Origin of the sequence: Frisingicoccus caecimuris (genome assembly GCF_004340975.1) — a bacterium.
Lineage (GTDB): Bacteria > Bacillota > Clostridia > Lachnospirales > Lachnospiraceae > Frisingicoccus > Frisingicoccus caecimuris.
The window spans coordinates 23941-36914 of sequence record NZ_SLXA01000012.1 but is presented as its reverse complement, the minus strand read 5'-3'; the positions used below and the strand labels follow the sequence as shown (position 1 = coordinate 36914).

15 protein-coding genes and 1 pseudogene are annotated in these 12974 nt (G+C 41.3%); all 16 read left to right on the top strand.

Translation table 11 applies throughout. The features are described from left to right. Positions 1 to 173 precede the first annotated feature (173 nt). Positions 174 to 1094 (top strand): helix-turn-helix transcriptional regulator, encoded by a 921-nt coding sequence (locus tag EV212_RS10870; protein ID WP_132093113.1) that lies wholly within the window; start codon positions 174 to 176, stop codon positions 1092 to 1094. Next, positions 1091 to 1717: a type 1 glutamine amidotransferase family protein gene (locus EV212_RS10865; RefSeq protein WP_132093110.1), complete on the top strand. Its 627-nt coding sequence runs from the start codon at positions 1091 to 1093 to the stop codon at positions 1715 to 1717. The genes EV212_RS10870 and EV212_RS10865 overlap by 4 nt, the downstream gene beginning before the upstream one ends. Positions 1718 to 1731: 14 nt before the next feature. Beyond that, positions 1732 to 2124, top strand: a complete 393-nt coding sequence (locus EV212_RS10860; protein ID WP_132093107.1) for a VOC family protein — start codon at positions 1732 to 1734, stop codon at positions 2122 to 2124. 3 nt (positions 2125 to 2127) lie between these two features. After that, positions 2128 to 2478 (top strand): TIGR04076 family protein, encoded by a 351-nt coding sequence (locus EV212_RS10855; protein WP_132093104.1) that lies wholly within the window; start codon positions 2128 to 2130, stop codon positions 2476 to 2478. A gap of 7 nt (positions 2479 to 2485) precedes the next feature. Further along, positions 2486 to 2812: a TfoX/Sxy family protein gene (locus EV212_RS10850; protein ID WP_132093101.1), complete on the top strand. Its 327-nt coding sequence runs from the start codon at positions 2486 to 2488 to the stop codon at positions 2810 to 2812. Then, the gene (locus EV212_RS10845; RefSeq protein WP_132093098.1) at positions 2812 to 3444 is read left to right on the top strand and encodes a GyrI-like domain-containing protein; all 633 of its coding nucleotides are present in this window, start codon (positions 2812 to 2814) and stop codon (positions 3442 to 3444) included. Before EV212_RS10850 ends, EV212_RS10845 begins: the two co-directional genes overlap by 1 nt. Positions 3445 to 3459: 15 nt before the next feature. Then, the gene (locus tag EV212_RS10840) at positions 3460 to 3891 is read left to right on the top strand and encodes a hypothetical protein (protein WP_132093095.1); all 432 of its coding nucleotides are present in this window, start codon (positions 3460 to 3462) and stop codon (positions 3889 to 3891) included. Positions 3892 to 4017: 126 nt separating this feature from the next. Next, positions 4018 to 4764, top strand: coding sequence for an N-acetyltransferase (locus EV212_RS10835; protein ID WP_132093092.1), 747 nt, complete (start codon positions 4018 to 4020; stop codon positions 4762 to 4764). A 124-nt stretch (positions 4765 to 4888) separates the two neighbouring features. After that, complete coding sequence (locus EV212_RS10830; RefSeq protein WP_132093089.1) at positions 4889 to 5365, top strand: TrmO family methyltransferase domain-containing protein; 477 nt, start codon at positions 4889 to 4891, stop codon at positions 5363 to 5365. Between the two features lie 12 nt (positions 5366 to 5377). Next, positions 5378 to 5923, top strand: a complete 546-nt coding sequence (locus EV212_RS10825; RefSeq protein ID WP_132093086.1) for a GNAT family N-acetyltransferase — start codon at positions 5378 to 5380, stop codon at positions 5921 to 5923. 166 nt (positions 5924 to 6089) lie between these two features. Continuing rightward, a complete protein-coding gene (gene srtB, locus EV212_RS10820) occupies positions 6090 to 6860 on the top strand; it encodes a class B sortase (protein ID WP_132093083.1) in 771 nt (256 codons plus the stop codon). A gap of 13 nt (positions 6861 to 6873) precedes the next feature. Continuing rightward, complete coding sequence (locus tag EV212_RS10815; protein WP_132093080.1) at positions 6874 to 9963, top strand: YodL domain-containing protein; 3090 nt, start codon at positions 6874 to 6876, stop codon at positions 9961 to 9963. 269 nt (positions 9964 to 10232) lie between these two features. Beyond that, the gene (locus tag EV212_RS10810) at positions 10233 to 10409 is read left to right on the top strand and encodes a DNA-binding protein (RefSeq protein WP_119201503.1); all 177 of its coding nucleotides are present in this window, start codon (positions 10233 to 10235) and stop codon (positions 10407 to 10409) included. Positions 10410 to 10412: 3 nt separating this feature from the next. Continuing rightward, a complete protein-coding gene (locus EV212_RS10805) occupies positions 10413 to 11099 on the top strand; it encodes a response regulator transcription factor (protein WP_119201479.1) in 687 nt (228 codons plus the stop codon). A 13-nt stretch (positions 11100 to 11112) separates the two neighbouring features. Continuing rightward, positions 11113 to 12150 (top strand): sensor histidine kinase, encoded by a 1038-nt coding sequence (locus EV212_RS10800; protein WP_132093077.1) that lies wholly within the window; start codon positions 11113 to 11115, stop codon positions 12148 to 12150. A 112-nt stretch (positions 12151 to 12262) separates the two neighbouring features. Then, a pseudogene (locus tag EV212_RS10795) lies at positions 12263 to 12943 on the top strand (ABC transporter ATP-binding protein); the annotation flags it as partial. Between the last annotated feature and the right edge of the window lie 31 nt (positions 12944 to 12974).

Sequence of the window (12974 nt, the reverse complement as noted above, 5' to 3'; positions counted from 1 at the left end):
GCACGATTAAAAACAGCTTCAAATCATTGAAAATCAATGGTTTGGGGCTTTATTATTTAGAAAAGTGATGAATCCAGATGTAACACCTTTTTATTTTGTGTATAATATAAATTGAACATGACACACAGGTGTCGTGTTACAGATGGTATAGTGAATCAGGAAGTGAAAGTGATATGAAAATAGATAGGCTTATCGGTATTCTTTCCATCCTTTTACAGGAAGAGAAAATTACTGCTCCGGAACTGGCAGAAAAGTTTGAGGTTTCAAGAAGAACAATAAACAGAGATATTGAAGATTTATGCAAGGCTGGTATTCCGATTTTTACATCACAGGGTGCAGGCGGTGGTATTAGCATAATGGATGGCTATAAGATGGATCGGACGATTCTGTCATCGAAGGATATGCAGATGATTATGGCAGGTCTTCGAAGTCTTGATAGCGTAAGCGGCAGCCATTATTATGGGCAGCTCATGGAAAAACTCAAAGCTGGATCATCTGATTTTGTCAGTGGAAATGAGTCAATTCTTATCGATCTGTCATCATGGGATAAGGCTTCTCTTTCACCAAAGATTGAACTGATTCAGGATGCTATCGAGCTTGGGAAGACACTAAATTTTAAGTATTATGCTCCGAGCGGTAATACGGAGAGGGAAATTGAACCGTATTTTCTGATTTTCAAATGGTCAAGCTGGTACGTCTATGGATATTGTCTGCTAAGGAATGACTATCGAATGTTCAAACTGAATCGAATGGCAGAGCTGGTGCATGCCGGAAATTTTGAAAAAAGAAGTACAGTTCCAATGCCGGACTTATCAAATGAGAAGGTGTTTCCGCCGCAGGCAAAAGTAGAAGCAGTTTTTCATCCGTCAATGAAATGGCATCTTATTGAAGAATATGGAATAGAGTCTTTTACAGAGATGCCGGATGGAAAGCTTCTGTTTGAACATGATTATGCTGATGATGAGGGTCTGCTGTCCTGGATGCTTTCATGCAGGGACAAGGTTACTGTTCTTGAACCAGAGTCTATAAGGGAGGAACTGTTTCGTATCGCTTCTGAACTTGCAGAAAAATACAGGAAAGAAGGACAAAAATGACAACGGTATATGTTTATGTAATGAATACAATGGCTGATTGGGAAATTGGCTACTGCCTTGCAGAACTTCATTCAAAAAGATTTTTCAGGAAGGATGCCGGGGAGATTTCGGTGAAAACAGTATCTCTTTCAAAGGAGCCGGTAAAATCCATGGGAGGTCTTGCGATTGTTCCGGACCTGACGATAAAGGATGTCCAGGCAAATAAAGAGAATGTGCTGATTCTTCCCGGAGCAGACAGTTGGAGTGAATCTGAAAATTTCCGGATTCTTGAGATTGCCAAGCGGTTCTTAGAAGCAGGAGGACTGGTTGCAGCAATATGTGGAGCTACCGTAGCCCTGGCAAATATCGGGCTTTTGGATGATAAGAAGCACACGAGCAACGGAGCAGGATTTTTAAATATGTTTTGCCCGGAGTATAAGGGAACAGATAATTATATTGATAAACCGGCTGTCAGAGATGGAAATTTGATAACAGCTGCTGCCACAGGCGCACTTGATATGGACAGATTGATTTTGGAATACATGGATGTATTTGGGGCAGATACATTGGAACACTGGTATGCATATTTCAGTACAGGCAACGCAAATGAATTTTTTGCTATGATGCAGAGCCTGCAGAAATAAGGAGTGGATGCGAAATGAGACTAGACGGATTTGGAATCATGGTTGATGACATGGCGGTAATGGTCAGATTTTATCGTGATGTTTTAGGCTTTGAAATTAAGGAAGATGAGAATACAACGAATGTTTTTCTTGAAAAGGATGGAACGCTGTTTCTTCTGTATAGAAAGACTGATTTTGAGAAGATGACAAACAGAAAGTTTTCGTACTGCAAAGGTGTGAATGGACATTATGAAATTGCGTTAAGCGTAGAAAACTTTGCTGCGGTAGATAAGATTTATGCAGAAGTTATTGCAGCCGGTGCTGAAAGTATTATGGAACCAACCACAGAGCCTTGGGGACAGAGGACGTGCTATATTGCTGATCCGGAGGGAAATCTTATTGAAATTGGATCATTTAAGGAGGCTTAGGTAATGAAGAAATGGTATGATGAAGAATATAGATTTTCAATAGAGGTAACAGGTTTTCTGCGAGGCGAGCATACAGAACACCTATGCAGGAATGGGGAAGAAATAGGTGATAAATACACCTGTACCTACGGTTGTCCAGTGAACGAGCAGGGCTATGGAATATGTTCTAAAATGATGCAGATTCTTTATGGTGATATGCAGGCTGTCAGAAGTGGCGGAGATCTGACACTTGTTGGAGGAGCTGAAGCAAATGTGAAGGACTATGTTTGTCCGGACGGATGTGTATGCTTTCGGATGACAGTCGAAAAGACAGGCGCAGAGAATTTTTACAAGGGTAAATATTATCAGGAGTAGAGAGAAAATGGCATCAAGGAAAGAATATCTCGATTTTGTTTTGGAGCAACTATCAGGATTAGAAGGGGTTTCATATCGAGCGATGATGGGTGAATATCTGCTATATTATAATGACAAATTATTTGGTGGAATCTATGATGACAGGTTTCTGGTGAAGGTAACAGCATCAAGCTTAGAACTTCTTCCGGATGCACCTCAGGAAATGCCTTATGATGGAGCTAAGCCAATGCTCTTAATAACCGAAATAGATAATAAAAATTACCTGAGAGAACTAATTCTGGCTATGTATGAAGATTTGCCGGAGATAAAGAAAAGAGTAAAAAGGATAAAATAATGGCTTTTGATTTCAAGAAGGAATTTAAAGAATTTTACATGCCGAAGAACAAGCCTGAAATAGTGACTGTTCCAAAGGCAAATTACATCGCTGTTAGAGGAAAAGGTGATCCGAACGAAGAAGGCGGTGAATACAAGAAGGCGGTCGGCGTATTATATGCGGTAGCCTATACTTTGAAAATGAGCTATAAGTCCGATTACAAGATTGAGGGGTTTTTTCAGTATGTGGTTCCACCGCTGGAGGGTTTCTGGTGGCAGGACGGAATAGATGGCTGTGATTACAGTACAAAAGCTGAATTTAATTGGATATCAGTCATCAGACTTCCGGATTTTGTAACAAAGAAGGATTTTGACTGGGCAGTGGAGACTGCATCTGCGAAGAAAAAAATGGACTGTAGCGGAGCTGAATTCCTTACAGTTGATGAGGGTTTGTGTGTTCAGATTATGCATCACGGACCTTTTGATGATGAACCCGCAACTGTTGCAATCATGGACAAATTTCTTGAAGAAAATGGCTACCGCAATGACTTTAGCGGTGGCAGACTTCACCATGAGATATATATGTCCGATGCAAGAAAGGTTGCTCTTGAGAAGTGGAAGACTGTAATCAGGCATCCAATATGTAAATTGTAAGGCAATGATAAAGGTATGAATGAGATTATTTTGAAATTAAAAGATAAGGACGATAAAGCGGCATATGAGTATTCAAAAATACTTAGAGCCGAGTCAGCTGAATCAGACAAGTATCTTCATATGATCCCGGAATTTGCAGGTATGCTTGACGATAAGAGTTCCTATGTAAGAACCAGGGCATTCTTGTTGATTTGCAATCAGGCGAGATGGGCGAAGGATGGCCAATTAGCAGAGTTTTTCGATCGAATGAGCGCCTTGCTTTATGACTCGAAGCCTACTGTTGTAAGACAGTGCCTTCAAGCATTGCATGAGGTAGCATTGTACAGATCTGAGATGACTGACATGATTATTGATGCTGTTGATAAGATAGATGTTTCGAAATATAAGGACAGTATATCACCGCTTATTGAAAAAGACATCAAAGAACTGATGAAAGTACTGGGCTAATATAGTGGTGTGAGATTATGCCTGCGGGTGTTGGGAGAAAGCCTGATGCCGCTGTACTAAGCAAAAGTTGAAATCATTCTAAATAGAATATAGACACTTGAAGAATGGTGAGGGAGGGAATGTCAAATGGAATTTATCCAAGTTACAAAAGATAATTTGGAAAAAGAGCACATCTGCTGTGCAATCTCAAATAATATGGATGTACAGGTTACATCGAAAAAATCATGGCTTTCGGAACGATTTGATGAAGGTTTGGTTTTCTTGAAAAGTGAAGAGAGAGGGAAGTGTTTTATCGAGTATATTCCTGCAGAGTATGCATGGAATCCAATAGATGCAGAGGGATATATGTATATTGATTGTTTGTGGGTTGCGGGTTCTTTCAAGGGACATGGATACGCAAGCGAACTGCTAAATTATTGTATTGAAGATAGTAAACAGAAAGGAAAGAAAGGACTTTGCATTTTATCGTGTGCAAAAAAGAAACCATTTCTTTCAGATCCTAAGTTCTTGAAATATAAAGGATTTGGACCCTGTGATGAAGCAGACAATGGAGTACAGCTCTGGTATCTGCCATTTGAAAAAGAAGCAGAGCCACCAAAGTTTATGGAAAATGCCAGGCATCCGCATATCGATGAAAAAGGGTATGTTCTTTTCTACACCTATCAGTGTCCTTATAATGCAAAGTATGTCCCTGTTTTAGAGAATCTTGCAAAAGAGAAAGATATCAAATTCAAGGCGGTTCATATAAAGAGCAGAGAAGAAGCTCAGAATGCACCAACACCGATTACAACATATGCATTGTTCTGTGATGGTGAGTATGTTACAAATGAGCAGATGAATGATAAGAGATTTTTAAAACTAATATCAAAATAATAGAACGGAACTCTATACTGAGAATGGTATGGGGTTCTTTTTTAAAAAAAAGGTTGAAGTATAAATTATACTTTGTACAATATATATAGGGCGCCCGACGAGAAAAGAAAATGGAGGTTCTGACATGAACGATATGAAAATCTTTTCCATCGGAAAGATTGAAAACAATGAGAGAATGGTATGTATTAATCTTGACGAAAAGTATGCGAAAGGACTCAGGGGATTAGATGGCTACAGTCATGTACAGGTTCTTTGGTGGGCTGATGGCTGTGACAATGAATCTAACAGAAATGTTTTGGTTGAAGAAAAACCATATAAGAATGGTCCTGATGAGATTGGAGTATTTGCTCTACATTCACCGGAAAGACCTAATCCAATAGCGGTTTCAAATGTAAATATTGCTTATGTGGATGTAGAGCGTGGAGTTGTTGGACTATATTATATTGATGCTTATGACGGAACAAAGGTAATTGATCTCAAGCCTTATGTTCCAAGTGTTGATAGAATTGAAAATCCAAGTGTTCCTGATTGGAGTAAACATTGGCCTAAGTCATATGAAGAAAGTGGCAGATTTGATTGGGAATCGGAATTTAATTTCTAGGAGGTGATCGATATGGCTCTCGCCGATTATATAAATAGTAAGCCGACCATAGAAACGGATAGACTGATTCTTAGACCGATGATAGCTGCTGATGTTCCTGCACTCAAAGAATGGATGCCAGATAAATCAATTTATGCCTATTGGGGAAAGGGGCCAAGTAAAGCGGAAAAAAATCCAGAGCTGTTGTTTGAGAAAAAAGATAAGCCGACAAAGAGCTTTCATCTTGGAATTGCCCAAAAGGATTCTAACAAGGTTATTGGTGATATCTGGGTTTATCTAATCGAGAATGACAGAATGGCTTCCATTGCAATCCGATTATCAAAAGAATGGCATGGAAAAGGATATGGAACGGAAAGCTTATCTGCTATGACAAGATTCTGTTTTGAAAACACAGAACTTCAGAGAATCTGGACGGAAGTTGATGTGAGAAATGTAGCTTCTTGCCGAATATTAGAGAAGGCGGGATATACGAGGGAAGGATTAATCAGGCAGGGAAAGATGGTTAATACCTGGTGCGATTATTATATTTATGGCATCCTTGAATCTGATTTTTCTTAATGTACTACATGGTATCAATAGCTTGACAAACTACAGTTTTTAGAGTTAAAGCAATATTTAATGATGATGGAGCTCAAAAGTAATTAGATTTAATTATGGTTTATAACCGATATTCGCCGGCAGTGAAATACCTGCCGGTTTTTTCATGCCTGGAAGGAGATGCTATGTGAAGAGAACAGAGAAAGTATTGTTGATTGTGTTTCTGGTTGTTTCGTTGATATGTGGGAAATTCCTTTTGGATTACTGGCAGGATTCTTATGACAACAGGCAGAATTACCGTCATGTGGAGGAGATAGCATTCCCGGAAAAGGATACCGAGGAAGACGGGACTGGATCAAATGCGGATAATTCAATGACAGAAGCAGAAATAGATGACTTTGATTATCAGTCATTGCTGGATGAAAATGCAGACTGCATTGGGTGGCTGAAGATTGATGGAACCGATATCAGTTATCCGGTCGTTCAGGGTAAAGATAATGAGTTTTATCTGCACCACGATTTTCAAAAGAATTATGCCATATGTGGAACACTGATGTTAGACTGCCGGAACGATGTAGATGCCAGGCAGGAACATTTGATTATTTATGGTCACCAAATGAAAGATGGCAGTATGTTCAAGCAATTAAATGGGTATAAAAAAGAAGAGTATTATCGTGTGCATAAGGAGATCACGCTATATCTGGGAAACCAGAAATACCAGTATGAAGTGGCTGCTGTGTATGTGACGAATGTGGCACAAAGCGGCGGTTATTATGATTATTTACACAAAGAAACACGAAAACAACAGATGGATTATTTGCAGAAAATGGCAGCTTATCAGCTTTATCCGACGGGAGTTACCGTCAGGGAAGAAGATGAGCTGCTTTCTTTATCTACCTGTGAATATTCCAGCACCAACGGCAGGCTGATTGTCCTTGCAAGAAGAATTGGACAGTAGGAGGGAAATGAATATGGCAATGAACAGGAATGTGACAATGGCTGAAAAAGAAGTCCGGGATTATGCCAAAAGACAGATGGAACGGGCAGAACAGAGGGAAAACATTTTATTTACAGAGGAACAGAAAGAACAGGTTCTGGAATATGCGGCTATGACCGGGGATGATTATGATATCAGGAAAATGATCAGAGACCTTGCAGATGCTGTCCGTTCCTCGGATGAAGAGAAGGTGGATGAAATTCTGAGGGATGCAAGAGAGGAAATTGACGAATTCCCGGATCGTTCCGTTGGTATGGCGGAACTAAAGGGATATGGCTATACAGCAGATGATATGTTTCCTCTTCGTCAGGAGATGGCACTGGAGCTTCATCGTGTTGGGGAAAAGGTGTACTGCCTGCAGTCAGAAGGCACTCATGGGGACTATGCCAGCAGGGAGATGATACTGGAACATGAAGGTCTCTATGGAATTGAAAAAGATGCGTGGCAGCGTATGCAGGAACAAGAGGACGAAATAGATTTTGAGGAAGCTGGATTGTATCAGCCTTCAATGACAGATCTTGATAGAGATGAAGCATTAAGGATGTTTGATGCTGGGGAGACAGTATTTCTGGTTACCACTTATCCAAGACCGATTGCAGTGCGGGAACGGATGGAGATTGAGAGAGGACCGGAGCATTACCAGATGGAGAGAGAGGATGTGGAACAGATCAGGACGTTGGAAAAACGGATGCAGGAGTATCCACAGATAAAGTCATTGAAAGAGGCGAAACTTCTTCTGGGGACAGAAAACAGATATGGAATATACCAGATCATAGACGGCAGTCCCGGCAGAGAATATGAATTTATGGATATAAATTTTATTGAAAGGCATGGGTATCAGGTGAAAAAAGAGGACTACGAGCTAATCTATTCCGATGAAATGCGATATGGCGATACACTGGATTCTCTGTATGAAAAGTTCAATATTGCCCATCCGGCAGATTATACCGGGCATTCCTTATCGGTCAGTGATATTGTAGTCCTCAATGAGAATGGGAATGTAAAAGCTTATTTTGTAGACAGTATCAGTTTCCGTGAATTGCCGGATTTTCTGCAATTAGAGCCGGAATTGAACCAAGAGGAAGTGGCTTACCGAATCGGGGATCAATATTTTGCTATTCAGGTGGCAACGGAAGGATATGATTATTCCTTTTACGATAAGGAGTATAAACTCATGGACGGAGGGATCTTGGACAATCCGGATATTTCTATGAGAGAGGCTGTTCAGGATATTTTAGAGGATGAAGGTCTGGATCAGTTAGAACGGATACCGGTAGATTATGATGAACTGCTGGAAAAAGCAGAAGAAGTAGAGGCAGAGATCCTTCTGGAAGCAAGAAGCCAGAGAAATCGGGTACCGGTTATTTCGGATCATACGGAAGCGGAAGCCGGATTAAATGGAATGAGCCGGTCAGAAATCGAGGAGACAGTATGGGCGATTGCACAGGCAGAGATTATTGAAAATGATCTGGATGCCAGGATACAGGCTGTGCGTGTGTACGGAAGCCGTACAAGGGATGGGCTATATAATGAGGATTCTGATGTGGATGTGGTAATTGCTTATGAGGGAACTGTACGAGAGGATGATTTATTTTCTGTATTGAATGAAGCTGGGTATAAGGTCGGAAATATGAAAGTGGATATGAACCCGATCAGACCGGACAAAACGGGCGCATTGGAAGAATTTCTTGAAAAATCAGATCGGTATCTGGATGAAAAAATGGAGCAGATGAAAGCCAGAGGGGAGTACAAGCCATTGGCGAAAGTGGAAGAACTGGAGGAAGCAAACTACAACATGATCGATAATGTCCTGAACAATATGCCACCGAAGAAAGAGCCGTATCTGGAATACTATGCTGCAGAATGTGATGAATACCATAGCCTTGGCAACATTTATAAGAGTACCAATCTGGATGAGATCCTTGCAAAATACCGGGAAATAATTGATGACCCATCGTTAAGCTACTATGGAAACGGCATGGGCATTATTTACCGTGACCCGAATGATACTTTTTATGATGAGGCGGAGGTATCTCTGGTCAGTCGGAAAGCGATCCGGGGAGACAGCCTGGATGAGGTGGCATTCCTGGCAGCCATTCCAATGGTACATGAAGCACTGGAAAAGATTGTAGAAGCGTTCCCAGATTTTCGGTATTATCCTCCAAAGGAATTAATTGTCCATTATTATCCGGACAAAATGACTGCGGATGAACTTGCTGCAGCACTGGATCAATTAGCGGAAGACTTTGATCATTATGATTATCATGATAATTTTAGCCCGGAGGAAGATATGGTGGAAACTGTTGCACTGGAATTAAGATGCGGATATGCCCATAGGTACATTCCGTTTTTGAAAGATATTATAGATGAGGAATGCGAAGAATCTCCACGGGCAGAAGAACTTCTGGAGAAATTGAAAGCCTATCAGCCTGAGATACCGGAGACAGCAGTACCGGTTGTCCGCATCGATTTTTGTGAGGATAAGGAAATGGACATTTCCGGTTATCAGAATCTGGGAAGCCTGAATGAAATAACCGCCAAAATGGATGAAGAACTGGCTTCACAAGCAGATCCAAAGACTGGAATGCCGGAGAAAACTGTACAGATGTACTTTACAATTTACTACCCAGATCATGACCAGATGCAGGAATTAAAGGGAAAAATCAATATCGGAGATGGAAACGGCGGTATTGTGAGCCAGTTGAAGAATCAGAATGAAATGAAGCTGCATGATGAAAGCTGGCTGAATTACCAGAAGGGTAAGGGAGAAGAATTCTTTCAGGCATATATGGCGGATCTTACGGATATGCAGGAGCATGTGCTGCCGTATTTGCAGAGTTTCTGCAGTTTGGAAGAAAAAGCACCTGAGAGATCGATAGAACCGACTATGATGTCAAAATCAGAAGTGAAAGCCGGGAAGATAATAGCATCTGTGGGGAACGAAAAGTCAAAAACTGTGGAAACGGTGAGAAAGTCTATCCATGAGCGATTGAAAATCAATAAGGAGATCATTGCCAGACAGCAGGGAAAAGATAGCAAAGAGAAAGGGGTTGAGCTTGCGTAAACACTGAAATGTAGCTCGTTCAAAAGATTTGCTTTTTTGTATTATAGTAGATAAAGTAAAGTGGTGTAAAAGTTAGAGCGAGCAGGAATGTTTTATGATAAATCATTCCTGCCCCCTTTAAAGTGAATTCTATTGAGATAGTATTATTTTTTGCACAATTTCACATATTTCCTTAAAACAGTAAGGATTAGGTTTTTAAAATATTACAATATTGTAAGTTGCGTACTGCGAATGGTCGCAATATACTTATATTGATGCTAGGCACAATTATGAATTATATAACATTGAAAGAGGTTGCCGAGAAATGGGGTGCGTTACTTTGTAGGGTGCATTATTATTGCGTTGGCGGGCGTATCTCCGGTGCTGTGAAAATAGCCGTTATTCAGTTTGTGCCAAAGAACGCAAAGAAGCTGATTGATGTCAGAAAAAAGAAAGGAAGGAACTAAAGCATGAGTAAAATCTTACTTCTTGAAGATGATTTGAGTTTGGTTAATGGGTTAACCTTTGCATTTCAGAAGCAGGGATATGAGTTAGATGTTGCCCAAACAATTGTTGAAGCAAATACGTTATGGGCTGACGGCAAGTATGATTTGCTGGTTTTGGATGTATCTTTGCCTGATGGTACAGGTTTTGAGTTTTGCAAAAAGGTACGGCAGGTTTCCAAGGTGCCTATTATCTTTTTGACTGCTTCTGACGAGGAAATGAATATCATTATGGGGCTGGATATTGGTGGTGATGATTACATCACAAAGCCTTTTAAGCTGGGGGTTCTGGTTTCAAGAATCAATGCCCTGCTAAGACGAACAAAAGACTTTGGTTCGGTGGGTACAGAACTACAATCAAATGGAATTAAAGTTCTTTTATTGCAAGGACAAGCGTTCAAAAATGGCGAACTGTTGGATTTGACCGCCGCAGAATATAAACTTCTGTGTCTGTTTATGAAAAATCCTAATATGGTGCTTACCAAAGAGCAAATATTAGATAAGCTGTGGGATTGCGAGGGCAATTATATTGACAGCAGCACACTCACTGTATATATGCGGCGTCTTAGGATGAAAATTGAGGACAACCCAAGTGAGCCGCAAATGCTCCTAACTGTTCGGCGCATGGGCTATAAATGGAATGTCATAGATTGAGGTGAGGTGGCCTATGAAAATATTTGCGAATAAAGATATAAAAAACTTCTTTCTTGCTATATCTGTTATTTGGACTGTGTTTCTCCTGTTGGCCGAGGGCTTGGTGTGGTTGCTTTTTCAAAAGTTTTCCCTGTGCCTACTGTTGCTTTCTTTACTGGCAGCAGGTGCTATGTGGGTGGTCTGCTTCAACTATTTCAGCAGGCAAAACAGAGTCATGGAACAGGCGGTAGCACAAATCAATGCTTATCTTGTTGGCGATGTAAATGCCCGTATTGAATGTGATAACGAGGGAGAGCTATATCGGCTGTTTCATTCTGTGAATTCACTGGCGGTGGTGTTAAATGCTCATGCAGATAATGAATTACGGGAAAAGGAATTTTTGAAAAATACAATCTCCGATATTTCCCACCAACTGAAAACACCGCTGGCGGCGCTGAATATTTATAATGGTCTACTGCAAGACGAAGCAGAAGCATCATCTACTGTGAAAGAATTTGCCACATTATCGGAGCAGGAACTTGACCGTATTGAAACGCTGGTACAAAATCTGCTGAAAATCACAAAGCTGGATGCCGGTTCTATCGTGATTGAAAAAACAAAAGAGAATGTAGCCGATATGATGCGGGACATCGAACTGCATTTCGCATATAGAGCCAGACAGGAACAGAAAAAAATCATCCTGTCTGGCTCAGATAATGTTTTACTTCTTTGTGACCGTGACTGGCTGATCGAAGCCATAGATAATATTGTAAAAAATGCTCTCGACCATACGGAAAAAGGAGACACGGTTCGCATTGAATGGAAAGCCTTGTCCAGCACTGTTCAAATCGCTGTAAAAGATAACGGCTGTGGTATTCACCCGGAGGATTTGCACCATATTTTCAAGCGGTTTTATCGTAGCCGTTTTTCCAAGGACAAGCAAGGGATTGGACTGGGTTTACCTCTGGCAAAAGCAATCGTTGAAGCACATAACGGCACCATTGAGGTTGACAGCGAATTAGGCATAGGGACAACTTTCACAATGAATTTTCTGATTCCTACAAAATTGTAGGCTGGTTGTAGGGTTACAGTAATATTCAGGTGCTATTCTTTCAAACATAGGCAGGACAAACAAAGACAGCCTGCCTATATAGCAGAATCATTCAGAAAGAGGTGTTTGCACTATGAACTTATTAGAGGTCAAAAGAATTAGTAAGACCTATGGCAGCGGAGAAACCGCTGTAAAGGCGTTGAAGGATGTCAGCTTTTCTGTCCCCAAGGGCGAGTATGTAGCAATCGTCGGGGAATCCGGATCCGGTAAAAGTACGCTACTGAATATGATCGGTGCTTTGGACACGCCGACTTCGGGTAAGGTACTGATTGACGGCAAGGACATTTTTTCTATGAACGACCGAAAGCTGACCGTGTTCCGGCGCAGGAACATCGGCTTTATCTTTCAGGCGTTCAACCTGATCCCGGAGCTGACCGTGGAGCAGAATATCATCTTCCCGATGCTGTTGGATTACCAGAAGCCGGATAAGAAGTATCTGGAAGAGCTGCTGACGGTGTTGAACCTGAAAGAGCGCCGGAACCATCTGCCCAACCAGCTTTCCGGTGGCCAGCAGCAGAGAGTGGCGATTGGCCGTGCGCTCATTACCCGGCCAGCCCTGATATTAGCTGACGAGCCGACAGGCAATCTGGACAGCCAGAACAGCAGCGAGGTAATTGCCCTGCTGAAAGAGGCATCCCAAAAATACGAGCAGACCATTATTATGATTACCCACAACCGCAGTATCGCACAAACGGCTGATCGGGTATTGCAGGTATCGGATGGTGTACTGACCGATTTCGGGAGGTGCCGTGAAAGAGAAGCTATCTTAGTCTTATTCCGATTTC

Bases quoted from the DNA above. Each gene is read 5' to 3' on its own strand.
- EV212_RS10870 (WP_132093113.1), top strand. From the start codon at position 174: ATGAAAATAGATAGGCTTATCGGTATTCTTTCCATCCTTTTACAGGAA.
- EV212_RS10850 (WP_132093101.1), top strand. From the start codon at position 2,486: ATGGCATCAAGGAAAGAATATCTCGATTTTGTTTTGGAGCAACTATCA.
- EV212_RS10805 (WP_119201479.1), top strand. From the start codon at position 10,413: ATGAGTAAAATCTTACTTCTTGAAGATGATTTGAGTTTGGTTAATGGG.
- EV212_RS10845 (WP_132093098.1), top strand. From the start codon at position 2,812: ATGGCTTTTGATTTCAAGAAGGAATTTAAAGAATTTTACATGCCGAAG.
- EV212_RS10810 (WP_119201503.1), top strand. From the start codon at position 10,233: ATGAATTATATAACATTGAAAGAGGTTGCCGAGAAATGGGGTGCGTTA.
- EV212_RS10800 (WP_132093077.1), top strand. From the start codon at position 11,113: ATGAAAATATTTGCGAATAAAGATATAAAAAACTTCTTTCTTGCTATA.
- EV212_RS10855 (WP_132093104.1), top strand. From the start codon at position 2,128: ATGAAGAAATGGTATGATGAAGAATATAGATTTTCAATAGAGGTAACA.
- EV212_RS10830 (WP_132093089.1), top strand. From the start codon at position 4,889: ATGAACGATATGAAAATCTTTTCCATCGGAAAGATTGAAAACAATGAG.
- EV212_RS10860 (WP_132093107.1), top strand. From the start codon at position 1,732: ATGAGACTAGACGGATTTGGAATCATGGTTGATGACATGGCGGTAATG.
- EV212_RS10840 (WP_132093095.1), top strand. From the start codon at position 3,460: ATGAATGAGATTATTTTGAAATTAAAAGATAAGGACGATAAAGCGGCA.
- EV212_RS10865 (WP_132093110.1), top strand. From the start codon at position 1,091: ATGACAACGGTATATGTTTATGTAATGAATACAATGGCTGATTGGGAA.
- EV212_RS10815 (WP_132093080.1), top strand. From the start codon at position 6,874: ATGGCAATGAACAGGAATGTGACAATGGCTGAAAAAGAAGTCCGGGAT.
- EV212_RS10835 (WP_132093092.1), top strand. From the start codon at position 4,018: ATGGAATTTATCCAAGTTACAAAAGATAATTTGGAAAAAGAGCACATC.
- EV212_RS10825 (WP_132093086.1), top strand. From the start codon at position 5,378: ATGGCTCTCGCCGATTATATAAATAGTAAGCCGACCATAGAAACGGAT.